The 21,526-nt window shown below is 73.1% G+C and carries 19 protein-coding genes; 11 read left to right on the top strand and 8 right to left on the bottom strand.

The genetic code is table 11. The features are described from left to right. Positions 1 to 63 precede the first annotated feature (63 nt). Both ABNF97_RS28055 and ABNF97_RS28050 read left to right on the top strand, forming a co-directional pair. A complete protein-coding gene (locus tag ABNF97_RS28055; RefSeq protein WP_130463347.1) occupies positions 64 to 879 on the top strand; it encodes a metalloregulator ArsR/SmtB family transcription factor in 816 nt (271 codons plus the stop codon). A 327-nt stretch (positions 880 to 1,206) separates the two neighbouring features. Beyond that, positions 1,207 to 2,067, top strand: a complete 861-nt coding sequence (locus ABNF97_RS28050) for a pentapeptide repeat-containing protein (protein ID WP_349340380.1) — start codon at positions 1,207 to 1,209, stop codon at positions 2,065 to 2,067. Between the two features lie 39 nt (positions 2,068 to 2,106). Here the strand turns inward: ABNF97_RS28050 and ABNF97_RS28045 are convergent, their stop codons facing one another. Next, a complete protein-coding gene (locus ABNF97_RS28045; protein WP_349340372.1) occupies positions 2,107 to 3,522 on the bottom strand; it encodes a multidrug effflux MFS transporter in 1,416 nt (471 codons plus the stop codon). A gap of 248 nt (positions 3,523 to 3,770) precedes the next feature. Here ABNF97_RS28045 and ABNF97_RS28040 point away from each other — a divergent pair, with 248 nt between their 5' ends. From ABNF97_RS28040 to ABNF97_RS28020, 5 genes are all read left to right on the top strand, one after another. After that, positions 3,771 to 4,832 carry a DUF2332 family protein gene (locus ABNF97_RS28040; protein WP_130463345.1) on the top strand — a complete coding sequence of 354 codons (1,062 nt, stop codon included), beginning with the start codon at positions 3,771 to 3,773 and terminating at the stop codon, positions 4,830 to 4,832. Positions 4,833 to 4,975: 143 nt separating this feature from the next. Then, positions 4,976 to 6,007 carry a sugar kinase gene (locus ABNF97_RS28035; protein ID WP_349340371.1) on the top strand — a complete coding sequence of 344 codons (1,032 nt, stop codon included), beginning with the start codon at positions 4,976 to 4,978 and terminating at the stop codon, positions 6,005 to 6,007. A gap of 4 nt (positions 6,008 to 6,011) precedes the next feature. Next, a complete protein-coding gene (locus ABNF97_RS28030; RefSeq protein WP_130463343.1) occupies positions 6,012 to 6,764 on the top strand; it encodes an IclR family transcriptional regulator domain-containing protein in 753 nt (250 codons plus the stop codon). Continuing rightward, on the top strand, positions 6,761 to 7,390 hold the full coding sequence (locus ABNF97_RS28025; protein ID WP_349340370.1) for a bifunctional 4-hydroxy-2-oxoglutarate aldolase/2-dehydro-3-deoxy-phosphogluconate aldolase: 630 nt from the start codon (positions 6,761 to 6,763) through the stop codon (positions 7,388 to 7,390). Before ABNF97_RS28030 ends, ABNF97_RS28025 begins: the two co-directional genes overlap by 4 nt. A gap of 150 nt (positions 7,391 to 7,540) precedes the next feature. Beyond that, positions 7,541 to 8,638 (top strand): CapA family protein, encoded by a 1,098-nt coding sequence (locus ABNF97_RS28020; RefSeq protein WP_349340369.1) that lies wholly within the window; start codon positions 7,541 to 7,543, stop codon positions 8,636 to 8,638. A 16-nt stretch (positions 8,639 to 8,654) separates the two neighbouring features. On the opposite strand, the gene ABNF97_RS28015 is transcribed toward ABNF97_RS28020, so the two are convergent. The 4 genes from ABNF97_RS28015 to ABNF97_RS28000 all read right to left on the bottom strand — a co-directional run bounded on the left by ABNF97_RS28015 (position 8,655) and on the right by ABNF97_RS28000 (position 12,917). Continuing rightward, on the bottom strand, positions 8,655 to 9,737 hold the full coding sequence (locus ABNF97_RS28015) for an ABC transporter permease (protein WP_130466058.1): 1,083 nt from the start codon (positions 9,735 to 9,737) through the stop codon (positions 8,655 to 8,657). Between the two features lie 59 nt (positions 9,738 to 9,796). Then, on the bottom strand, positions 9,797 to 10,681 hold the full coding sequence (locus ABNF97_RS28010) for an ABC transporter ATP-binding protein (RefSeq protein ID WP_349340368.1): 885 nt from the start codon (positions 10,679 to 10,681) through the stop codon (positions 9,797 to 9,799). Positions 10,682 to 10,875: 194 nt separating this feature from the next. Next, positions 10,876 to 11,613: a response regulator gene (locus tag ABNF97_RS28005; RefSeq protein ID WP_130463341.1), complete on the bottom strand. Its 738-nt coding sequence runs from the start codon at positions 11,611 to 11,613 to the stop codon at positions 10,876 to 10,878. After that, on the bottom strand, positions 11,610 to 12,917 hold the full coding sequence (locus ABNF97_RS28000; RefSeq protein ID WP_349340379.1) for a sensor histidine kinase: 1,308 nt from the start codon (positions 12,915 to 12,917) through the stop codon (positions 11,610 to 11,612). Before ABNF97_RS28000 ends, ABNF97_RS28005 begins: the two co-directional genes overlap by 4 nt. A gap of 273 nt (positions 12,918 to 13,190) precedes the next feature. On the opposite strand from ABNF97_RS28000, the gene ABNF97_RS27995 reads away from it, so the two are divergent. The 3 genes from ABNF97_RS27995 (at position 13,191) to ABNF97_RS27985 (ending at position 15,470) form a co-directional block, all read left to right on the top strand. Beyond that, on the top strand, positions 13,191 to 14,297 hold the full coding sequence (locus ABNF97_RS27995; protein WP_349340367.1) for an LLM class flavin-dependent oxidoreductase: 1,107 nt from the start codon (positions 13,191 to 13,193) through the stop codon (positions 14,295 to 14,297). Beyond that, positions 14,294 to 14,908 carry a CE1759 family FMN reductase gene (locus ABNF97_RS27990; RefSeq protein ID WP_130463339.1) on the top strand — a complete coding sequence of 205 codons (615 nt, stop codon included), beginning with the start codon at positions 14,294 to 14,296 and terminating at the stop codon, positions 14,906 to 14,908. Before ABNF97_RS27995 ends, ABNF97_RS27990 begins: the two co-directional genes overlap by 4 nt. 94 nt (positions 14,909 to 15,002) lie before the next feature. Beyond that, a complete protein-coding gene (locus ABNF97_RS27985; RefSeq protein WP_130463338.1) occupies positions 15,003 to 15,470 on the top strand; it encodes a hypothetical protein in 468 nt (155 codons plus the stop codon). A 29-nt stretch (positions 15,471 to 15,499) separates the two neighbouring features. On the opposite strand, the gene ABNF97_RS27980 is transcribed toward ABNF97_RS27985, so the two are convergent. From ABNF97_RS27980 to ABNF97_RS27970, 3 genes are all read right to left on the bottom strand, one after another. Then, positions 15,500 to 16,339, bottom strand: a complete 840-nt coding sequence (locus tag ABNF97_RS27980; RefSeq protein WP_130463337.1) for an aldo/keto reductase — start codon at positions 16,337 to 16,339, stop codon at positions 15,500 to 15,502. Between the two features lie 216 nt (positions 16,340 to 16,555). Further along, positions 16,556 to 17,545: an FAD binding domain-containing protein gene (locus ABNF97_RS27975; RefSeq protein WP_349340366.1), complete on the bottom strand. Its 990-nt coding sequence runs from the start codon at positions 17,543 to 17,545 to the stop codon at positions 16,556 to 16,558. Next, positions 17,542 to 18,051 (bottom strand): 2Fe-2S iron-sulfur cluster-binding protein, encoded by a 510-nt coding sequence (locus ABNF97_RS27970; protein ID WP_130463335.1) that lies wholly within the window; start codon positions 18,049 to 18,051, stop codon positions 17,542 to 17,544. Before ABNF97_RS27970 ends, ABNF97_RS27975 begins: the two co-directional genes overlap by 4 nt. A gap of 142 nt (positions 18,052 to 18,193) precedes the next feature. On the opposite strand from ABNF97_RS27970, the gene ABNF97_RS27965 reads away from it, so the two are divergent. Continuing rightward, the gene (locus ABNF97_RS27965; protein WP_349340365.1) at positions 18,194 to 21,499 is read left to right on the top strand and encodes an AfsR/SARP family transcriptional regulator; all 3,306 of its coding nucleotides are present in this window, start codon (positions 18,194 to 18,196) and stop codon (positions 21,497 to 21,499) included. Positions 21,500 to 21,526: the final 27 nt, after the last annotated feature.

Here is a 21,526-nt window from a genome sequence, read left to right as displayed (position 1 = left end):
AGGCAGCCGAATGGCTGCCTATGTTGATAGGCAACTGGTTGGTTGCATGTTGGAGGTGACGGGGTGGACGAGGTGTTCAAGGCACTCGCCGACGGCAGCCGTCGGCGGCTGCTGGACAGCCTGAACACCCGGGACGGGCAGAGCCTCCGGGAGCTGTGCGTCGGGCTCGCGATGACCCGGCAGTCCGTCAGCAAGCACCTCGCGGTGCTGGAGGCGGCCAACCTCGTCACCACGCTCCGGCGTGGCCGGGAGAAGTTGCACTACCTCAACGCCGAGCCGGTCAACGCCATCGCGGACCGCTGGATCCACCGGTACGACCAGAGGCGGGTGCAGGCACTCGCCGACCTCAAGAGGGCATTGGAGCAGGAACCCATGGGCGAGCGTGAATTCGTTTACACCAGCTACATCAGCACCACCCCGGAACGCCTCTGGCAGGCGCTGACCGATCCGGCCTTCACCAGCCGGTACTGGGGGGTCACCTTCGACACCGACTGGCGGGTCGGCTCGGAGATGGTCTGGGTGCACAACGGCGTACGCATCAGCGGTCCGGAACAGGTCGTGCTGGAGGCCGAGCCGTACCGCCGGCTGTCGTACGCCTGGCACGACTTCAGCCCCGAGTTCGCCGAGGCGTACGAGATGGATCCGGCCGAGGTGGCCAAGCTCGCCGACGAGCCGCGCAGCAGGGTGAGCTTCGAGATCGAGCCCCGGGGCAGGGCGGTGCGGCTGACCGTCGTACACCAGGGTTTCGCACCGGACAGTTCGCTGCTGGACAGCATCGGCGAGGGCTGGTCGGAGCTGCTCTCCAGCCTCAAGACGTTGCTGGAGACCGGCGAGCCGTTGCCGCAGGGCGAGCCCGAACCCGCGCCGACGGCCGGCTGACCTCGCCCGGTGCCACCACCGTGCCAGCACGGTGCCAGCACGGTGCCGCGACCACCGCCGTCTCCGTCCGGCCCGCCCGGTAGGTACCCTTTACCCAGCTCAACCACCGGGTGGGTCGGCGCGGAGCACGTCGGAGCCCACCGTTCGGCCCGCGCGACCTGGAGATCAACCAACGTGTCCGGCACCTCCGAGCCCGTGGCAAGCCCGACCGGTCCGTCGGCCGGTCCGTCGGCCGGTCCGTCGGCCGGTCCGTCGAGCGGTCCGTCGAGCGGGGCGTCGAGCGGGGCGGCCGGCCCGTCGAGCGGACCGGCCGGGCGGCCGCGAGAGCTGCGTGCCGACTGCGACCGCTGCTTCGGGCTGTGCTGCGTGGTGCCGGCCTTCGCCGCCTCGTCGGACTTCGCCATCGACAAGCCCGCCGGGCGGCCCTGCCCCAACCTCCGCTCCGACCACCGCTGCGGCATCCACCGCGACCTGCGGGAGCGCGGCTTCGTCGGGTGTACGGTCTTCGACTGCTTCGGCGCCGGCCAGCAGGTCGCCCAGGTCACCTACCAGGGGCGGGACTGGCGGACCGACCCGGAGGTCGCGGCGGGGATGGTCGAGGTCTTCCCGGTGGTGCGGCAGCTCCACGAACTGCTCTGGTACCTGACCGAGGCGCTGGCACTGCGTCCGACCGAGCCGCTGCACACCGAACTCGCCACCGTCCGGGCCGCGACCGAACGGCTCGCCGACGGTGATCCGTCCTCGCTGGTCGCCCTGGACGTTCCGGCCCACCGCCGTACCGTCAACGAACTGCTGCTGCGGGCCAGCGAGCAGATCAGGTCCCGGGCCGGACGCAGCGGGCCCGACCGGCGGGGCGCCGAGCTGATCGGTGCCGATCTGCGCCGTGCCGACCTGGTCGGCGCGAACCTACGCGGCGCCTACCTGATCGGGGCCGACCTGCGCGGCGTCGACCTCACCCTGGCCGACCTCACCGGGGCGGACCTGCGCGGCGCCGACCTGCGCGGTGCCGAGCTGACCGGCAGCATCTTCCTCACCCAGGCTCAGGTCGACGCGGCGGCCGGCGACCTCCGGACCGGCCTGCCGCCGGCCCTGCGGCACCCGACGCACTGGCGTCGCCCGGCCGCCCGCTCCCGTCGGCCGGCGGCCCGCAACCGACGCCCGGCTGTCCGCAACCCCCGCCGCTCATGATCAGTTAGCGTCCGGCCGCCCGGAGCGGGCCGGACGACGCTACTCGCTCATGGCCCGAACCGAGGTACGGGCGGCGGGGCCGACGTCCGAGGCAGCGGCGACCTCCGCGACGGAAACGGCCTCCGAGGCGGGCACGGCCTCCGAGACGGGCACGGCCTCCGAGGCGGGGATGGCCTCCGAGACGGAAACGGCCTCCGAGGCGGGGACGGCGGGGAGGCGGGCCGGGCGGACGACCAGGACGAGCACGGCCAGCGCGGCGGCCATGCCACCGGCGATCACCAGCCCCATCCCGACACTGCCGTTGCCGAGGACGCCGACCAGCGGCGCCAGCAGCGCGCCGATGCCGAACTGCACCGCGCCGAGCAGCGCCGCGGCGGTGCCGGCCGCCTCACCGTGCCGGCTCAACGCCAGCGCCGGCGCGTTCGGCATGGCCAGCCCGGAGGCGGCGAGCACCACCCAGAGCGAGGCCAGCACGGCGGGCAGCCCACCGAACCCGGTCGCGGCGACGGCGAGCAGCACGAGCCCGGCCAGCGTACCGACGGTCAGGGCGGTGGTCAGGATCCGCTGCGGTGTGTACCGGCGCAGCAGCCGGACGTTGAGCTGGGAGGCCCCGATCAGGCCCACCGCGCCGGCGCCGAAGACGATCCCGAACTGCCGCTCGTCGAGGCCGTACTCCTCCTGGAAGACGAAGGAGGACCCGGAGACGTACGCGAACAGCGCCGCCATCGCCAGCCCGGCGACTCCGACGAGCCCGACGAACGTACGGTCCCGCAGCAGCGAGCGGTAGACCCGGACGGTGCCGTGTACGCCCCCACTGCGCCGCCGGTGCACCGGCAGCGTCTCGGGCAGCCTGAACGCCGCGAGGACGACCAGGACGATCCCGATCACGGCGAGCGCGATGAAGACTCCGCGCCAGTCGGTCCAGCCCAGCACCGCGCTGCCCAGGGTGGGTGCCAGCACCGGGGCGGCGCCCATCACCAACATCAGCCGAGAGAAGATCCTGGCGAAGGCCGTTCCGCTGAACAGGTCCCGTACCACGGCCATCGCCACCACCGAGGCAGCGGCGGTGCCGAGCCCCTGCAACACCCGCAGCACGCCCAGCGTGCCGATGTTCGGGGCGACGACGCAGAGCGCCGAGGCGATGACGTGCAGCACCAGGCCGGCGAGGAGCGGGACCCGCCGGCCGACCGCGTCCGAGAGCGGGCCGATCATGAGCTGGCCGACAGCGAGCCCGGCCAGGGTGCCGGTGAGGGTCAACTGGACCGCCGCCTCGGCGGTGTCGAAGTCGGCGGTTATCGCCGGCAGCGCCGGCAGGTACATGTCGATCGTCAACGGCCCGATCGCGATCAGCGCCCCGAGTACGAGGACGAGCCGTAGCCGTTCGCGGCCGGTCATCAGGTCGCCGGGTGTGGCGGGCGGCCCGGACGCCTCGACGTGCGCGGCGGCGGCGCTCATGGCGTCCTTCCCGGTTGCTGGTGGTAGGTCTGAGCAGGAACAGCAAAGATCACACCTGCCTCCAACCGCTGGTGATCCGGCACATTCCCCGAGTGATCAAGAGGTGCTGCGGCTCACAGCCCCCTGGGCGGCGCCGGATCGGATACTGAGAGGACGTCCGGTACCGGGAGGACGTCCGGAAGTACCGCGGCCGCCGACAACCCGTTGGGCGCGGACCGTTCGACGGACCTGTATGCGGAACGAGGGACATGGCGACGGCGCAGGAGATCGACGAGCTTTCCGAACACTTCGCCGCCGCGCCGGCCACCTTCGTCACCTCCCCGCTCTACCAGGCGCTCTGCCCGGTGGTGGCGGGGGACCGGTCGACCCTGGAACTGCTGACCGGTAGGCGGCCGGGGCAGCAGGCGTCGTACCTCTTCTTCGGAGCCGCACATTACCTGCTGCTGGCCGGGGTGCGGCATCCGCTGCGTGGCTTCTACCCGTCGCTGGTCGGCTCGTCGGCCGCCGATCCGGCGGATGCCGGGCCGGTGCTGCGGGACTTCTGCCGCCGGTACCGGGCCGAACTCGGCGCACTCGTCCGCACCCGCCTGGTGCAGACCAACGTCGTACGCCGGGCGGTCGCGCTGAGGTACGCGCTCTGGGTGATCGGGCAGCGCTGCGCCGACCCGGTGCACCTGGTCGAGGTCGGTGCGAGCGCCGGCATCCACCTCCAGGTCGACCGCTACCGCTACCTCGTCGGCGACCGGGCGTTCGGGCCGGTCGACGCCACGGTCACCCTGGACAGTCGCTGGTTGGGTCGGACACCGCCACCGGACCTGGACGACGTACCGCCGATCGCCAGTCGGACCGGGGTGGACCTGAATCCGGTCCACGTCGCCGACGAGGACGCGCGGTGCTGGCTGCGGGCGCTGGTCTGGCCGGAGAACGGGGACGCGGCGACGCTGCTCGACGCCGCCCTCGACGCGGTGGCGACCGAGCCGCCCGTCATGGTCGCCGGTGACGCGGTGCGGATCTGCCCGGACCTGGCGCGCAGCCTGCCACCCGGAGAGCCGAGGGTGGTCTTCCACGCGGCGACCCGGATGCACGTGCCGGCGGCTCGACGGGCGGCCTTCGACCGGGCGATCGACTCGATCGGCGACGGCGGCCCGCTCTACCACGTCTGGCAGGAGCCGCCGTCGGCGCCGCACACCGGGCAGGTCGCCGATCCGCGCGGCGAACTGGCGATGCACGGCCCGGACGGCGTGCCCGTACCGCTGCTCCGGGTCGACGGTCACCTGCGCTGGCTGGGCCCGCTCGACGCATCGCACTGACCGGGCCGGGGATCGCCGGAGGGTACCTCGGCACTGCCACGCGGCCCACCGTGGCTGGTCGGGGCACGCTGACCTAGAGTGGGCTCGGTAGGTGGTGCAGATATTGAGCATCAGGTGCAACATGTGCACCAGAGGGGAGCCCGATGACCCCGGTCCCGACGGCTGACGGCAAGCCGACGGCTGACGGCAAACCGACGGCGTCGCTCGACGCGGTCTGCGTCGGCGAGACGATGGCGATGGTGACCCCGACCCCCGGCGGGCGGCTGGACGCCGAGTCGACCTTCGTGCTCCGGGCCGGCGGCGCCGAGTCGAACGTCGCGATGTTCCTCGCCGCGCTCGGCCACCGGGCGGGCTGGGCCAGCCGGGTCGGCGCCGACCCGCTCGGCGAGCTGGTCGTCGGGGAGGTCCGGGCGGCCGGGGTGGACACCTCGCTGGTCGAGGTCGACGCGACCCGGCCGACCGCCGTCTACCTCAAGGACCCCGGCCCGGACGGCACGAAGGTCTACTACTACCGGCGCGGTTCCGCCGCGGCCGGGATGGATCCGGGGTACGCGGACCGGGTCGAGGCGGTGCCGGCGGCCGTGCTGCACCTCAGCGGCGTCACCCCGGCGCTCTCGGAGAGCTGTCGAGGGCTGGTCGAGCGGCTGCTCGGTACCCGGCCGGCGGGGCGGCGGCTGGTCTCCTTCGACGTCAACCACCGGCCCGCGCTCTGGCCCGACCTCTCCGCCGCCGCCACCGAGCTGCTCCGGCTGGCCCAGGCCGCCGACGTGGTCTTCGTCGGGCTGGACGAGGCGGCGCGGCTCTGGGACGTCAAGGCGCCGGAGGACGTCCGCGCCCTGGTCGATCGCCCCGCAACCCTGGTGGTGAAGGACGGCCCGGTGCAGGCGGTCGCGTTCTCCGCCGACGGGGTCGCCGTCGAGCCGGCCCGGCCGGTCGAGGTGGTGGAACCGGTCGGCGCCGGCGACGCCTTCGCCGCCGGGTGGCTCTCCGGCGCGCTGCGCGGCCTCGACCCCGCCGCCCGGCTGAGGCTCGGACACCTGGTCGCCGGTGCCGCACTCGGCTCCGTCTCGGACTTCGCCGAACTTCCACCGGTGCCCACGATCTGCGCGGTGCTGGGCATCACGCCGGACGACTGGCACCGGCCCGCCGGTCGGGCCCCGGCCGGGCGGAGATAGGACGATGTCCCAGACCGTCGAGCGCGCCCTGCGCATCATCGAACTCTTCGCCGAACGGCCCCGCTCGCTCGGCGAGATCGCCGACGACCTCGGGGTGCACAGGTCGACCGCGCTTCGGCTGGTGCAGACCCTCGAACGGGGCGGGTTCGCCCGCCCGGTCGACGGCCGGTACACGATCGGGTTCCGGATGGTGGCGATCGCGCAGCACGCGGTGGAGCAGCTCGACCTGCACCCGGTCGCCCACCCACACCTGGTCCGGCTCGGTGACCGGCACGGCCACACGGTGCACCTCGCCCAACTCGTCGACGACGAGATCGTCTACGTGGCCAAGGTGGACGGACGCGGGGCGCTGCGGATGCGGTCCCGGGTCGGCCAGCCGGTCGACCCGCACACCTCGGGGGTCGGCAAGGCTATCCTCGCCCACCTCGACGAGCCGGCCCGGGAACGCTTCCTGGCCCGGCTGACCTATCCCCGGCACACCGACACCTCGATCACCGACCCGGCCCGGTTCCGGGCGGAGCTGGCCCGGATCGCCGAGCGCGGCTGGGCCGAGGACGACGGCGAGTTCGAGAACTTCGTCAACTGCGTCGCCGTACCGGTCCGGGACGCCCGGGGCCGGGTGGTCGGCGCGGTGTCGATCACCGCGTTGCGCGCCCTGGCCCCGCTGGAGCGGCTCCGCGAGCACCTGCCGGAGCTGACCGGAACCTGCGCCGCGATATCCCGGGATCTCGGCTGGACAGGAGGACACCGACCGTGAACGGAGTGACCGTGCCCAACCCGTCGACGACCTTCTTCGACACCCTCTTCGCGGACCAGCCGGTGATGGCGATCCTGCGCGGCTTCGATCCGGACCGGACGGTCGAACTCTGCGAGCGGTCCTGGGACGCCGGAATCGACGTGGTCGAGGTACCGGTGCAGAGCCCGGACGCGCTGCCCTCGCTGCACGCCGCCATCGCCGCCGGCCGGGACCGGGACCGGCCGGTCGGCGCCGGCACCGTCATCACCCCGGACCAGGCCCGGACGGTGTACGAGGCCGGCGCGGTCTTCACGGTCGCGCCCGGATACGACCCGGAGGTGGCCGCCGAATGCTCCCGGCTCGGCCTCGCCCACCTGCCCGGGGTGGCCACCTCCTCGGAGATCGGTCAGGCGCTCCGCACCGGGCACACCTGGCTCAAGGCGTTTCCGGCCAGCGAACTCGGCACCAACTGGTTGCGGGCCCAGCACGGCCCGTTCCCGACGGTGAGGTTCGTCGCCACCGGCGGGGTGGACGCCGACAACGCGGCGGATTTCCTCGGCGCCGGTGCCCGGGTGGTGGCGGTTGGTTCCGCCCTACAGGATCCCCGCCAACTCGACCTGCTCGGCCGGCTCGTCGGCACTCCGTAACGCCGGACGGCACCGTCGGTACTCCGTAACGCCGGACGGCACCGTCGGTACTCCGTAACGCCGGGCGGCACCGTCGGCTCGTACCGCCCGGCGTCGTCGACACTCCGCCGGCGGGCGGTACGAGCCGACGGTGCCGCGTACCCTCGCCGGATGAGCGGCGGCGCGGTGCGGGCGTGGCGGGCGATGCTGGCGGGGGTCACGGCCGGGGCGATCCTGCTCGGCTGTTCGGCGGAGCCGGACGCCGCCCCGGCGACACCCGGGGCCCCGGTGAGCCCGCCTGCTCCGGCGCAGACCACCCCGGCGGCGTCACCGACCCCGGCCGCGCCGGTCGAGCTGCGGCTGGCGTTCGCCGGTGACGTCCACTTCACCGGGCGTACGCTGCGGCTGCTCGACGAGCCGGAGACGGCGTTCGGTCCGATCGCGTCGAGGCTGCGGGGCGCCGACCTGACCGTGCTGAACCTGGAGACGGCGGTGACCGGTCGGGGCACCCCGCAGCCGAAGCGATTCCACTTCCGGGCACCGGCGAGCGCCTACCCGGCGCTGCGGGCCGCCGGGGTGGACGCCGCCTCGGTCGCCAACAACCACGTACTGGACTACGGGCAGGTGGGGCTCCGGGACACCCTCGACGCGGCGAACAGGGCGCGGTTCCCGGTCTTCGGCGCCGGCATCGACGCCGACGCGGCGTACGCGCCCTGGCTGACCACGGTGCGCGGGGTGCGGATCGCCGTACTCGGCATGTCACAGGTGCACGAGCTGGCCGGGCGGTGGAAGCCGACCGCGACCCGTCCCGGTGTGGCGATGGCGTTCGACACCGCCCGGGCCACCGCCGCCGTCCGAGCTGCCCGGAAGCAGGCCGATCTGGTGATCGTCTTCATGCACTGGGGGATCGAGGGGAGTTCCTGCCCGAGCGGGGAGATGAAGGGCTTCGCCGGCCGGTTGTCCCGGGCCGGCGCCGACATCGTGCTCGGTACGCACGCGCACACCCTGCTCGCCGACGGCTGGCTCGGCCGGACGTACGTGCACTACGGGCTCGGCAACTTCCTCTGGTACGGCGACTCGAAGAGCACCGACTCCGGGGTGCTCCGGCTGACCGTCCGGGACCGTACGGTGATCCGCAACGAGTTCCTGCCGGCCACGGTCTCCCGGACCGGTCAGCCGGTGCTCGTCTCCGGTGCCGCCCGGGGGCGGATCGAGGACAGGATCGCCGCGGCGAGGCGCTGTTCCGGCCTCGCCGCGACACGATCCTGATCCGGTGGTCGGGCCCTCAGGAGACCCGGGTCTCCCGCTCCCGCCACGCGGCCCGCAGCGAGGTCTTACCGTTGGTGCGCAGCAGCGATCCCTCGTAGAGCCGGGCGGCGAGCGTGATGCAGAGCGCGGCGGCGCCGAGCAGGACCAGCAGGGCCAGCACCGGCTCCCAGCCGGCGGCGTCGCCGAAGAAGAGCCGCAGCGGCATCGCGGTCGGCGCGGAGAACGGCACGTAGGAGAGCACCGCCATCGCCGTCGGGTTGCCGTTGAGGAAGATCACCAGGAAGAACGGCGCCATGATCACCAACTGGGCCGGCCCGGACGCCCCGCTGATGTCCTCCTGCCGGCTGACCAGCGCGCCGGTGACCGCCCACAGCGAGGCCATCAGCACGAAGCCGACCACGAAGAACGGGATGAACCAGGCGATCGCCGGGCCGAGCTGGGCCAGCAGACCGGCGTCGCTGCCGACGACCTGCATGGAGATCACCGCGACCAGCGCGATCAGCGCCACCTGACCGAACGCGAGCGCGCCGTTGCCGAGTACCTTGCCGGCAAGCAGCGCCCGGACCGGTACCGCCGCCACCAGGATCTCCACGATGCGGGTCTGCTTCTCCTCGGTGACGCTCTGCGCGATCTGCACGCCGAAGGTGATGGAGAGGAAGAAGAAGACCATCGAGAAAGCCATCGGCACCAGGAAGGCCAGCATCGGGTCGACCGCGTCCGGGTTCAGCAGGTGCACCGGGGGAGCGCTGCTCAGCGCCCGTACCACCGAGTCCGGGGTGCGATCCATCGCCAGCACCCGGATGCCGCCGGCCCCGTCGCCCGGCACCACGGCGGCGTCCACCTCGCCGTCCCGGACGAGCTGCTCCGCCGCCGCGACGTCGGCGGCGGCCACCACCTCCATACCGGCCCGGTCCAGGACGCCGCCAACCTCGCCCGCGCCGACCACCGCCACCGTCGAGCTGCCGTCGGAGAAGAGTGCCGGCAGCACCGTGCCGGCCGCCGCGACCACCAGGAAGAGGATGGTACTGACCAGGAACGTCCGGTCCCGGAGCTTGACCACGATCTCCCGGCCGGCGACCAGCTTCGTCGCGCTCCACATCGTGGTGCGGGCTGCGGCCGGTCCGGCCTGCGACCGGGTCGGGGACGGTGCGAGCGTCGTCACTGGGTTACCTCCCGGAAGATCTCGGCGAGCGAGGGAACGATGGGGCCGAAGGCGCGTACCGGGCCACGGGCCAGGGCCGCCCGCAGTACCGCCTGGTCGTCGTCCGGAACGGCGAGTTCGATCACGACCCGTGCGCCGTCGAGATCCACGATGGAGATCCCGGGCAGGTCACGGACCCAGCCGGCGTCGCCGTCGGTGACGAGCTGGTAGTGCGGGGCCGCGTACCGGGAGCGGAGTTCGGCGCGGCTTCCGCTGGCGCGTACCGCCCCGGCGGCGATGATCACCAGGTCGTCGCAGAGCCGCTCCACCACGTCGAGCTGGTGGCTGGAGAAGAGCACCGGTACCCCCCGGTCGGCCCGCTCCCGCAGCACCCCGGCGATCATCTCGACCGCGATCGGGTCGAGACCGGAGAAGGGCTCGTCCAGGATCAGCAGCTCGGGGTCGTGCACCAGCGCCGCCGCGATCTGGGCCCGCTGCTGGTTGCCGAGGGAGAGCTTCTCCAGCGGATCGTTGGCCCGCTCGGCCAGCCCGACCCGGTCGAGCAGGTCGTCGACGCTGCGCCGGGCGGCCAGCGCGGTAAGCCCGTACAGCCGGCCGAGGTAGACGAGCTGCTCCCGGATCTTCATCTTCGGGTAGAGGCCGCGCTCCTCGGGCATGTAGCCGAAGCGCTGCCGCACGGCCCGGGTGATCGGCTCACCGTTCCAGGTCACCGTCCCCGAGTCGGCGGCGAGCAGGCCGAGGATGATCCGCATCGAGGTGGTCTTGCCGGCACCGTTGGCGCCGACGAACCCGGTCATCCGGCCCGGGGCCACCTCGAACGAGATGTCGTCGAGCACTCTCCGGTCGCCGTACGACCGATCGACGGACGCCACGCGCAGCATCCGGCCTCCTTTCCCAGGTGCTCCGCCGGCGCGCCCTGCGCCAGCGGGGACGAGGTTAGTTCGGCCTGAACCGTCCGGCGTCCGCCGCGCGGCGGAACCGTGAGGATGATCCACTTCCGGTGCGGCACGCCACAGGGATGACCGGTGTGGCGGACCGTGGGGATGACCGGGCGACGCGCCCGGCGGCCGAGCCGTCAGCCGCCGGCACCGCCCGGGGTCACCACCCCGTGTTCGTACGCGAAGACGACCGCCTGGGTACGGTCGCGCAGCCCGAGCTTCATCAGGACCCGGGAGACGTGTGTCTTCACGGTCGCCTCGCCGAGCAGCAGCCGCTCGGCGATCTCGGCGTTGGAGGCGCCCCCGGCGAGCTGCACCAGTACCTCCCGTTCCCGCTCGGTCAACTCGGCCAGCCGGCGTCGGTCCAGGTCGGCGGCTCCGCTGCCCGCGTCCGGCCGGCTGGCCGACTGGGCCGCCGTGCCGGCCGGGGTGGTGAAGGTCGCGATCACCCGCCGGGTGATCTGCGGTGCGAGCAGCGCGTCACCCCGGGCCAGGATCCGCACCGCCTCGACCAGATCCTCGGGTGAGCCGTTCTTGAGTAGGAAGCCGCTGGCTCCGGCCCGGAGTGCGGCGAAGAGGTAGTCGTCCCGGTCGAAGGTGGTCAGAATCAGCACCGCGGGCCCGTCCGCCCCGGTGGCCGCGACGATCTGCCGGGTCGCGGCCAGCCCGTCCAGGTGCGGCATCTCCACGTCCAGCAGTACGACGTCGGGCCGCTGGGACAGGGCGAGCTCGACCGCCCGCCGGCCGTCCGCCGCCTCGCCGACCACCTCGAGGTCCTCCTCCGTCTCGAGGATGATCCGCAGGCCGGCCCGGACCAGGTGCTGGTCGTCGGCGAGGAGGACCCGGATCGCGGTCTCCGGGATCGGTTCGGTCATGACCCCTCCCCGGCTCGCCCGCTCGCCGTCCCGGGGGAGACGTCGCCGGCGTCGGCCTGGGCGATCGGGAAGCGGGCCCTCACCCGGAAACCGCCGGCGGGCCGGGCACCCACCTCCAGGCTGCCGTCGTGCGCGGCGACCCGTTCCCGCATCCCGATCAGGCCGAGTCCACCGGTGCCGGAGGACGCGGCCCGCCCGGTACGGCCGTCGTCGGTCACCTCCACCTCGACCTCCCGGCGCAGGTACCGGATCCGCACGTCGACCGCGCTGGCCCGGGCATGCTTGATCGTGTTCGTCATCGCCTCCTGGACCACCCGGTAGCCGGCCAGGGAGATCGACTCCGGTACCGGTACCGGCGTACCGTAGATTTTGTACTCGACGGCGAGTCCGGCGTCCCGGGCCCCCTGGAGCAGGCTGTCGACCTGTTCCAGCCCGTAGCCGAGCGCTTCGTCCGCGGCGCCGGCGTTGCGGAGCACCCCCAACATCCGCCGCAGCTCGTCGACGGCGGTACGCGCGCTCTGCTCCACGGCGGCGAGCGCGGTCTTGGCCTTCTCCGGGTCCCTGTCCATCACCCGCCGGCTCGCGCTGGCCTGTACGCCCATCACCGAGACGTGGTGGGCGACGACGTCGTGCAGCTCGCGGGCGATTCGTACCCGTTCCTGGTTGACCGCCCGCTCGGCGTTCTCGGCCCGGGACCGGCGTAGCTCCTCGGCCTGCACCTCCAGTTCGTGCTGGCGCAGGGCGGAGGTCCAGGTGCGGTTGCCGAGCAGGTAGGCGAGGAGGAAGAAGGCGACGTTGAACAGCACGGTGGTGATCACGGCGGCGACGAACGGGGAGATCGGACCGCTCCCGTCCGGAAGGTCCGACTCGATCGACGCGATGCTCATCCCGGCGCCGATCACCAGCCAGGCGAACATCGCGGCGATGACCCCGATCCTGATCCGGGCGGAGAGCCGGCGGTCCCGTCCCCAGACGCCGAGGCTGTAGACGGCGATGAAGAGCCCGGCGGAGGCGACCGGCACCTCCGGGCTGTGCCGGACCTGGGCGGTGATGAAGATCGCGGCGAGTACCACGGTGCTGATCTCCGGATGGCTGCGCCGCCAGATCAGCGGCAGACCACCGGCGACCACCCAGGCCAGTCGCTCCGGCCAGGGCGGCGGGGTGCCGAGCGGAAAGCTGCCCATGCTGGTCGACAGCATCACGCTGAGCAGGCCCAGCGCGGCCATCGACAGGCCCAGGTAGAGGTCCCGCTGGCGCTGTTGCCGGGTCGGCCCGGGGCGGACCCACGGACGTGCCGAATCGATCCCCGGCGCGCCGGTCGGCGCCACGTCGTCTCGTCCTGCGCTGCCAGCCTGCACCCGACATGAATAACGTATCCGCCGTGTGCCGTGCAGTTTCGCCCGGCCGGCATGGCGGAGATCACCCATCCGGTCGGCCCGGCCCGCCGGGGTGTCCGGTGGCGGCCCGGGGGGAATGGGCTGTGGTGCGCGGCGGCGTACGGCGGAATAGTTGACACGGCAAGTATGTTGTGCGGGGCAACCGGAGGTTGGCACCGGGTACCGAGTGAGGAGCTGGTGATGCAGTTCGGGATCTTCAGCGTGGGCGACGTGACCACCGACCCGACGAACGGACGGGAGCCGTCCGAGGCGGAGCGGATCAAGGCGATGGTCGCCATCGCGTTGAAGGCGGAGGAGGTCGGCCTCGACGTCTTCGCCACGGGCGAGCACCACAACCCGCCGTTCGTGCCGTCGTCCCCCACCACGATGCTCGGGTTCGTCGCGGCCCGGACCAGCCGGCTGCTGCTCTCCACCGCCACCACCCTGATCACCACCAACGATCCGGTGAAGATCGCCGAGGACTACGCCATGCTCCAGCACCTGGCCGACGGCCGGGTCGACCTGATGATGGGTCGGGGCAACACCGGACCGGTGTACCCGTGGTTCGGGCAGGACATCCGCAACGGCATCCCGCTGGCGATCAACAACTACGACCTGCTGCGCCGGTTGTGGCGCGAGGACGTCGTCGACTGGGAGGGCAGGTTCCGCACCCCGTTGCAGTCGTTCACCTCCACACCCCGGCCGCTGGACGGGATCCCTCCGTTCGTCTGGCACGGCTCCATCCGCAGCCCGGAGATCGCCGAGCAGGCCGCCTACTACGGCGACGGCTTCTTCGCCAACCACATCTTCTGGCCCAAGGAGCACACCCAGCGGATGGTGGGCCTCTACCGGCAGCGGTTCGAGTACTACGGCCACGGCGCCGCCGACCAGGCCATCGTCGGCCTCGGCGGCCAGGTGTTCATGCGGCGCAACTCCCAGGACGCGGTACGCGAGTTCCGGCCGTACTTCGACAACGCCCCCGTCTACGGGCACGGTCCGTCGCTGGAGGACTTCACCCGGGAGACCCCGCTGACCGTCGGCAGCCCGCAGCAGGTGATCGACCGCACCCTCACCTTCCGCGACTACGTCGGCGACTACCAGCGGCAGCTCTTCCTGATCGACCACGCCGGACTGCCGCTGAAGACCGTACTGGAGCAGTTGGACATCCTCGGCGAGGAGGTCGTACCGGTACTGCGACGGGAGTTCGCCGCGCTGCGCCCCGCGCACGTACCCGAGGCACCGACGCACGCGTCGATGAAGGCCGAGCGGGACGCGGCGGCGGCCACCGGGGCGGGAGCCGCCCGATGACCGCCCGCCGGCTCGTGGTGGTCTCGGCCGGGCTGCGGGTGCCCTCCTCCACCAGGCTGCTGGCCGACCAGCTCGCCGAGGCCAGCGCGGCGGAACTCGACCGGCGGGGCGTGCCGGTCGAGACCGAGCCGATCGAGCTGCGCGACCACGGGCACGACATCGTGAACCACCTGCTGGCCGGCTTCCCGCCGGCGTCGCTCAAGCCGGCCCTGGACACGGTCGCCGCGGCGGACGGACTGATCGTGGTGACGCCAATCTTCAACGCCTCGTACAGCGGGCTGTTCAAGGCGTTCTTCGACCTGGTCGGCGACGACGCCCTGGTCGACCGGCCGGTACTGATCGGCGCGACCGGGGGGACCGCCCGGCACTCCCTCGCGCTCGAACACGCCCTCCGGCCGATGTTCAGCTACCTGCGCGCGGTGGTGGTGCCGACCTCGGTCTTCGCGGCGCCGGAGGACTGGGCCGGCGGCAGCGCGCAGGGCACGCTGCGCGGCCGGATCGACCGGGCCGCCCGGGAACTCGCCGCGCAGATCGCCCGCCGCGAACCGACCGAGGCCGCCGACCCGTTCCGGCTCACCACGAGCTTCGACCAACTGCTGACCGGCGACTGAGCCCGGGGCCGGATCGGCGGGTGAGCCCCGGATCGGGCTGGCGGGGTGCCCGGCCGCGTCGGGCCGGCCGGCGTGCGTCCGGTTGAATGTGCGGATGACCCCAGCGGTGCCCCGGGCCATCACGCAGGCCACCGTCCGTGCCGTCGAGGCGGTCCGGGCGCGGGACCCGGACGCCCTCGACGAGGCGGCCGGAGATCTGGCCCTGCTCCCCGCCGAACAGGTCGGGCTGGTGCTCGGCGCGGTGCTGCGGACACTGCTGGAGCAGGCGCACCCGGACGGGCTGGACGGCGAGGACGTGCAGGCGGTACTCGTACGCTGTGCCCGGAGCAACGCCAGCTGGCTGCCGGGGCTGGACGTCGAGGTGCTGGCGCTGCTGCTGACCGGCGCGCTCGGTGTACACCAGATGGCGGACGAGGCGCCGCCACCCGAGCCGGCGGCGGTGGCCCGGCATGCCCCGCTGCTCGTCGCCGACCTGCTCGCGGTGGCCGGCGGAGCGGTCGGCGACTACCTGGCCGCCGCGCTGTCGGAGATCGCCGTGGCGGAGACGATGGAGCTGCCCTAGTCAGCGGGGCCACCGGCTCGGCGGTCCGGTCAGTGTCCGGTCCTGTCGGAGTCGGTCGCGGCCTGCTCGCCCCGGTCGAGCGCGGAGAGCGCGGCGACGTCCTCCGGGGCGAGCGTGAAGTCGAAGACGTCGATGTTGCTCTTCATCCGCTCCGGCGAGGCGGTCTTCGGAATCGGGATCAGCTCCAGTTCGAGGTGCCATCGGAGCACGACCTGCGCGGGCGTGCGGCCGTACCGGTCGGCGATCCCGGTCACCACCGGGTGGGTGAGGAGCTCGCCGCCATGCCCGATCGGTCCCCAAGACTGGGTGGCGATGCCGTGCTCCCGGTGGTACGCCCGCGCGGCCTCCCGGGTCAGCGTCGGGTCGAGCTGGATCTGGTTGACGTCCGGTGTCACCCCGGTGGCGGCGCGGATCCGGTCGATGTGCGCCGGTTTGAAGTTGGACAGTCCGACGGCCCGTACCCGGCCGTCCCGGAGCAGGTCGGTGAGGCCCAGGAAGGCGTCGACGTACCGGTCCTGCCACGGCAGCGGCCAGTGGATCAGATAGAGGTCGAGGTAGTCGACGCCGAGCTTGCCGACGCTGTCCCGGAACGCCTCCTGCACCCGGTCCCGGCCGTGCCACTCGCCGTTCAGCTTGCTGGTGACGAAGAGTTCCTCCCGGGGTACCCCGGAGGCCCGCAGGCCACGGCCGACGCCCACCTCGTTGCCGTACTTGTAGGCGGTGTCGATCAGCCGGTAACCGACCCCGATCGCCTCGGCGACCGCCCGCTCGGCCTCTTCGTCGGTCAGCGGCCAGGTGCCGAAACCGAGCTGCGGTATCCGGGCACCGTTCGCCAGCGGTCGGGTCGGCACGCTCGGCGCTGCGTTCATTGAACCTTTTTCAACCTCCCCTTGCGGTCCGCCGGACTGCAAGGTCGGACGCGGTGCATGAGCGTCGCGCGGTTCAGGTTGAAAAAGGTTCATCGGGTTGATCTCCTGCGGTTCAGGCCGGTCCGGCGGAGCGGGCCGGTGGGGTGCGACGTTCCTCCAGATCAACCTACCCGCGGCATCAACCTACCCGCGGCGGCGTACCCGTCGCCGAGGTGCTCAGCCGGATCCGTCGACCAGGTCGAGCAGGGTCCGGGCCAGGGTGTTGCGGGCCATCGGCACCTTGAAGGCGTTGCCCGGCAGCGGCTGGGCCTGCCCGAGTTCCGCCTCGGCAGCGGCCCGGAACCGCTCCTCCCGGGCCGGGCCGCCGCGCAGCAGTTCCTCGGCCCGGTCGGCCCGCCACGGCTTGTGCGCCACCCCGCCGAGCGCGATCCGGACGTCCCGGACTATCCCGTCCGCCACGTCGATTGCCGCCGCCACCGAGACCAGCGCGAAGGCGTACGACGCCCGGTCGCGCACCTTGCGGTAGCGGGACCGGGTGGCGAAGGAGAGCGCCGGTACCTCGATCGCGGTGATCAGTTCACCGTGCGCCAGTACCGTGTCCCGGTGTGGTTCGCGCCCCGGCAGCCGGTGTAGTTCGGCGACGGGGATGCGCCGCCCGCCGGCCGGACCCTCGGTCTGCACGATCGCGTCCAGTGCGACCAGGGCGACCGCGAAGTCCGACGGATGGGTCGCGACGCACTCCGACGAGGTGCCGAGGATCGCGAGTTCCCGGTGGTATCCGTCGATCGCCGAGCAGCCGGTGCCGGGCTGGCGCTTGTTGCACGGGGTGGTGAGGTCCTGGAAGTACACGCACCTGGTGCGTTGCAGCAGGTTCCCCGCGGCGGTGGCGAGGTTGCGCAGCTGGCCGGAGGCGCCGGAGAGCAGCGCCTGGGAGAGCGCCGGATAGCGCTCACGGACCAGCGGGTGTGCCGCCAGCTCGCTGTTCGGGGTGGCGGCGCCGATCCGGATGCCGCCGTCGGGCAGTTCCTCGACCCGGTCGGAGGTGAGCCGGCGGACGTCGACCAGCAGGTCCGGCGTGGCCACCTCCAGCTTCATCAGGTCGACCAGGTTGGTCCCGCCGCCGAGGAAGGCGCCGTTGGGTGCCTCGGCGAGCAGCGCGACGGCCCCGGTCACGTCGTCGGCGCGCAGGTACCGGAAGGGCCTCATCGGCGGGCCAGGTCCAGGATCGCCGGCACGATGTTCGCGTAAGCGGCGCAGCGGCAGAGGTTGCCGCTCATCCGTTCCCGGATCTCGTCGGCGTCCAGCCCGACCCTGCTCCCGTCGCCGCCCACGGTCACCGCGCTCGGCCATCCCGCCTCGGCCTCCCGGAGCATCGCCACCGCCGAGACGATCTGCCCGGGCGTGCAGTAGCCGCATTGGAAGGCGTCGTACTGGATGAAGCAGCGCTGCATCGGGTGCAGGTCGCCGTCGGGAGCCAGGCCGGCCGCGGTGACGATCTCGGCCCCGTCGTGTGCCACCGCGAGGGCGAGGCAACTGTTCACCCGCCGCCCGTCCAGCAGGACCGTGCAGGCGCCGCACTGCCCGTGGTCGCAGCCCTTCTTCGGACTGGTGTTGCCCAGCCGCTCCCGGAGGGCGTCCAGCAGGGTGGTCCGGGTGTCCACGATGACCCGGTGATCGGCCCCGTCCACCCGGAGGTTGACCTCGGCATCCATCCTTCCGGCCTCCTGGTGGGATCGAGTGGCGGATGAACACCATCAAACTAGCCGTACCAGGAAGATACAGGCTGAAAAAGCGTAAACCAGCTCAGAATCCGACCGTACGCCGCCGGCACGGCGGTGGGCGACAATCGACGTCATGCGGTTCGGCATCCTGGGCGCGACCGAGGTGTACGCGGGCGACGGCGGGCGACTCGCCGTCGGCGGCCCGCGCCTGCGTGCCCTCCTGGTGCTGCTGCTCCTCGACGCCGGCCGGGTCGTCTCGGCGGACCGACTCATCCAGGGCCTCTACGGCGAGCGTCCGCCGTGCCGGGCCGCGAACGCGTTGCAGTCCCAGGTCTCCCGGTTGCGCCAGGTGCTCTCCGGGGTCGACGGGCTGGAGCCCCTGGTGGAGTTCCACCCGGCGGGGTACCGGCTCGTGGTGGACCCGGAGGACGTCGACCTGCACCGGTTCACCCGACTGGTGGCCGATGGTCAGGGCGCGCTCGCCGCCGGTGACCGACGGCGCGCTGTCGAGCTGTTGCGCGCGGCGTCGCGGCTGTGGCGCGGGGAGCCGCTGGCCGACGTCCGGGAGGCCCCGTTCGCCCGAGCCCAGGCGGTCCGCCTGGACGAGCTGCGGCTGGCCGCCATCGAGGACCGCGTGGCGGCGGAACTCGACCTCGCCGGGCCCGGGCCCTCGGTGGCCGAGCTGCGCGAGCTGGTGGCCGCGTACCCGCTGCGGGAGCGGCTGCGCGGCCTGTTGATCCGGGCGCTGCACGCGAGCGGCCGCCGTGCCGAGGCGCTGGGCACCTTCGAGGAGGTCCGCCGGCTACTCGCGGAGGACCTGGGCACCGATCCGTCTCCTGAGCTGGCCGCGCTGCACGTGGCCGTGCTGCGCGACGATCCCGGCCTGCTCCCGGCCGGCACGCCTCACCCCGGTTCGGCCCCCGCCGGCACGCCTCGGCCCGGCCCGACCCAGGCTGGCACGGATCGGCCCGCTCCGGCTCCGGCCGGCACGCGCCGCCCCGGTCCGGTTCGGGACGCCGGGCCGCCCACGGGTGAGGCCGAGGTGTCGGGGCCGCCGGTCGGGCTGCCCGGGCAGCTCAGCAGTTTCGTCGGACGGGAGGAGGAACTGGGCCGGGTCGGCAAGCTGCTCGGTGAGGCGCGGCTGGTCACCCTGCACGGTCCGGGCGGCGCCGGCAAGACCCGGTTGGCGATCGAGGCGGCCGGCCAGGAGCCCGGGGAGGTCTTCCTGGTCGAACTCGCGGCGGTGACCGCGGGCGCGGACGTCGCCTCGGCGGTGCTGGCCGCGTTGAAACTGCGGGACGCCGCGCTGAGCGGCCAGGGTGGTCCACGGGACGCCGCCGACCGTCTGGTCACGGCGCTCGCCGACCGCGCCATCCTGCTCGTCCTCGACAACTGCGAGCACCTGGTCGCCGACGTCGCCCGGCTCGTCGCCCGGCTCCTCGGCGCCTGCCCGAAGGTGCGGGTTCTGACGACCAGCCGGGAACCGCTCGGGCTCACCGGCGAGGCACTCTGCCCGGTCTCCGGGCTGCCCCTGCCACCGGCCGGGGCAACCGCCGAGGCCGCCCCGGCGTACGCGGCGGTCCGGCTCTTCGTCGAGCGGGCCGCGGACGTGGCACCGGGGTTCGCGGTCGGCCCCGACAACCTTGCCGCGGTACTGCGGATCTGCCGTACCCTCGACGGCCTGCCGCTCGCCATCGAGTTGGCGGCGGCCCGGCTGCGGGCCCTGCCGGTGGCGGAGATCGCGGCCCGGCTCGACGACCGGTTCCGGCTGCTGACCCGGGGCAGCCGGCTCGCCCAACCCCGGCACCAGACGCTGCGCGCGGTGGTGCAGTGGAGCTGGGACCTGCTGGACGAGGCCGAACAGCGGCTGGCGCGCCGGTTGACGGTCTTCGCCGGTGGCGCCGAGCTGGAGGCGGTCGAGCGGGTCTGCGGGCCGCGCGACGCGGACGTGCTCGACCTGCTCTCCAGCCTGGTCGACAAGTCCCTCGTGGAGGCGGGGGGCGGGCGTTTCCGGATGCTGGAGACGGTGCGCGCCTTCGGTGTCGAACGGCTGGCCGAGGCCGGCGAGGCGGACGAGCTGCGGCGGGCGCACGCGGCGTACTTCCTGGAGCTGGCCCGTACCGCCGACCTGCGGCTGCGGAGCGCGGAGCAGCTGGACTGGCTGCGCAGGCTGGACAGCGACCGCGACGACCTGCACGCCGCGCTGCGCCGGGCGCTGGCCGCCGGAGACACGGCGACCGCGCTGACGCTGGTCGCCGCGCTGTCGTTCTACTGGTGGCTGCGCGGCCTGCGGGGCGAGGGGGCGGCGCTGGCCGCCCAGCTCGTCGAGCAGGTCGACGGCGTCCCGCCACCCGACCTCGCCGAGGAGTACGCGCTCTGCCTGCTGCACGCCTCGCTCGGCGGGTACGGCCTGAGCCGGCAGGGTCTCGGATCGGCCGCCGCGATCCTGTGGAACCTGGGCCGACCGCCCCGGCAGCCGTTCCTGCTCTACCTGTCCGGGGTCGCCAACGGTCCACCCCCGGACCTGGTGGGTACCCCGCTCGCCACCCCCGAAGGCTGGGACCGGTTGATCGGCGCCGATCCGTGGAGCGCAGCGATGGGGGAACTCGGCCTGGGGATGCTCTCGATGGTCGAGGGCCGGTACGACGAGGCACACTCCAGGCTCGGCCGGGCGTTGGCGGACTTCCGGGCGATCGGGGAGCGCTGGGGGACGATCCTGGTGTTGACGATCCTGATCGAGCTGGCCTACCGGCGCCGCGACCACACCCACCCGGACCTGGTCGACGAGGCGCTGCGGCTCGCCGACGAACTCGGCTCGATCCTCGACATGGCCGAGCTGATGCGGACCCGGGGCGACGGCCGGCTCAGCATCGGCGACCTGACCGGCGCGGAGGACGACTACCGGCGGGTGCTGGAGCTGGCGCTACCGGCCGGGGCGCCGGAGCAGCTGGCAGCGGCCCACCTGGGACTCGGCGAGATCGCCCGGCGTCGCGGTGACCTGGACCGGGCCCGCCGGCTCGGTGAGCAGGCGCTGGCGGAGTGCCCGACCGGCTGGTTCGGTGCCGAGGGGGTACGGCTCGCGGCGCTCGTCTGCCTGGGGCAGATCCTGGCGGCGACCGGTGACGAGCTGGGGGCCGGGTCCCGGTTCCGTCAGGTGCTCGGCGCCACGGTGGGAGTGTGGGAACTGAGCACCCTCACGATCGCGGTCGACGGCCTGGTCGGACCGGTACTCCGGGACGGCGACGCCGACCGGGCCGGCCTGCTGCTCGGCGCGGTCGCGGCGCTGCAGTCGGGTTTCGGCATCGCCGCGGCGATCGACGCGGCACCGATCGCCGTCACCCTCCGGGCCCGGCTCGGCGACCCGGCGTACCGGCGTCTGCTGGCCCGAGGCGCCGCCCTGACCAGGGAAGAGGCATTGGCGGCGCTCGACGCGGCCTGACCGGAGCACCGGCGGCGACGACGAGGG

The sequence above is a fragment of the Plantactinospora sp. B6F1 genome (genome assembly GCF_040120695.1).
In the GTDB taxonomy this organism is placed as follows: Bacteria; Actinomycetota; Actinomycetes; order Mycobacteriales; family Micromonosporaceae; genus Plantactinospora.
Note: the sequence above shows the minus strand (reverse complement) of the source record. Positions and strands in the feature narration are given on the sequence as shown.

Bases quoted from the DNA above. Each gene is read 5' to 3' on its own strand.
- ABNF97_RS28045 (WP_349340372.1), bottom strand. From the start codon at position 3,522: ATGAGCGCCGCCGCCGCGCACGTCGAGGCGTCCGGGCCGCCCGCCACA.
- ABNF97_RS28040 (WP_130463345.1), top strand. From the start codon at position 3,771: ATGGCGACGGCGCAGGAGATCGACGAGCTTTCCGAACACTTCGCCGCC.
- ABNF97_RS28035 (WP_349340371.1), top strand. From the start codon at position 4,976: ATGACCCCGGTCCCGACGGCTGACGGCAAGCCGACGGCTGACGGCAAA.
- ABNF97_RS28030 (WP_130463343.1), top strand. From the start codon at position 6,012: ATGTCCCAGACCGTCGAGCGCGCCCTGCGCATCATCGAACTCTTCGCC.
- ABNF97_RS28020 (WP_349340369.1), top strand. From the start codon at position 7,541: ATGAGCGGCGGCGCGGTGCGGGCGTGGCGGGCGATGCTGGCGGGGGTC.
- ABNF97_RS28015 (WP_130466058.1), bottom strand. From the start codon at position 9,737: ATGTGGAGCGCGACGAAGCTGGTCGCCGGCCGGGAGATCGTGGTCAAG.
- ABNF97_RS28010 (WP_349340368.1), bottom strand. From the start codon at position 10,681: ATGCTGCGCGTGGCGTCCGTCGATCGGTCGTACGGCGACCGGAGAGTG.
- ABNF97_RS28005 (WP_130463341.1), bottom strand. From the start codon at position 11,613: ATGACCGAACCGATCCCGGAGACCGCGATCCGGGTCCTCCTCGCCGAC.
- ABNF97_RS27995 (WP_349340367.1), top strand. From the start codon at position 13,191: ATGCAGTTCGGGATCTTCAGCGTGGGCGACGTGACCACCGACCCGACG.
- ABNF97_RS27990 (WP_130463339.1), top strand. From the start codon at position 14,294: ATGACCGCCCGCCGGCTCGTGGTGGTCTCGGCCGGGCTGCGGGTGCCC.
- ABNF97_RS27985 (WP_130463338.1), top strand. From the start codon at position 15,003: ATGACCCCAGCGGTGCCCCGGGCCATCACGCAGGCCACCGTCCGTGCC.
- ABNF97_RS27980 (WP_130463337.1), bottom strand. From the start codon at position 16,339: ATGAACGCAGCGCCGAGCGTGCCGACCCGACCGCTGGCGAACGGTGCC.
- ABNF97_RS27975 (WP_349340366.1), bottom strand. From the start codon at position 17,545: ATGAGGCCCTTCCGGTACCTGCGCGCCGACGACGTGACCGGGGCCGTC.
- ABNF97_RS27970 (WP_130463335.1), bottom strand. From the start codon at position 18,051: ATGGATGCCGAGGTCAACCTCCGGGTGGACGGGGCCGATCACCGGGTC.
- ABNF97_RS27965 (WP_349340365.1), top strand. From the start codon at position 18,194: ATGCGGTTCGGCATCCTGGGCGCGACCGAGGTGTACGCGGGCGACGGC.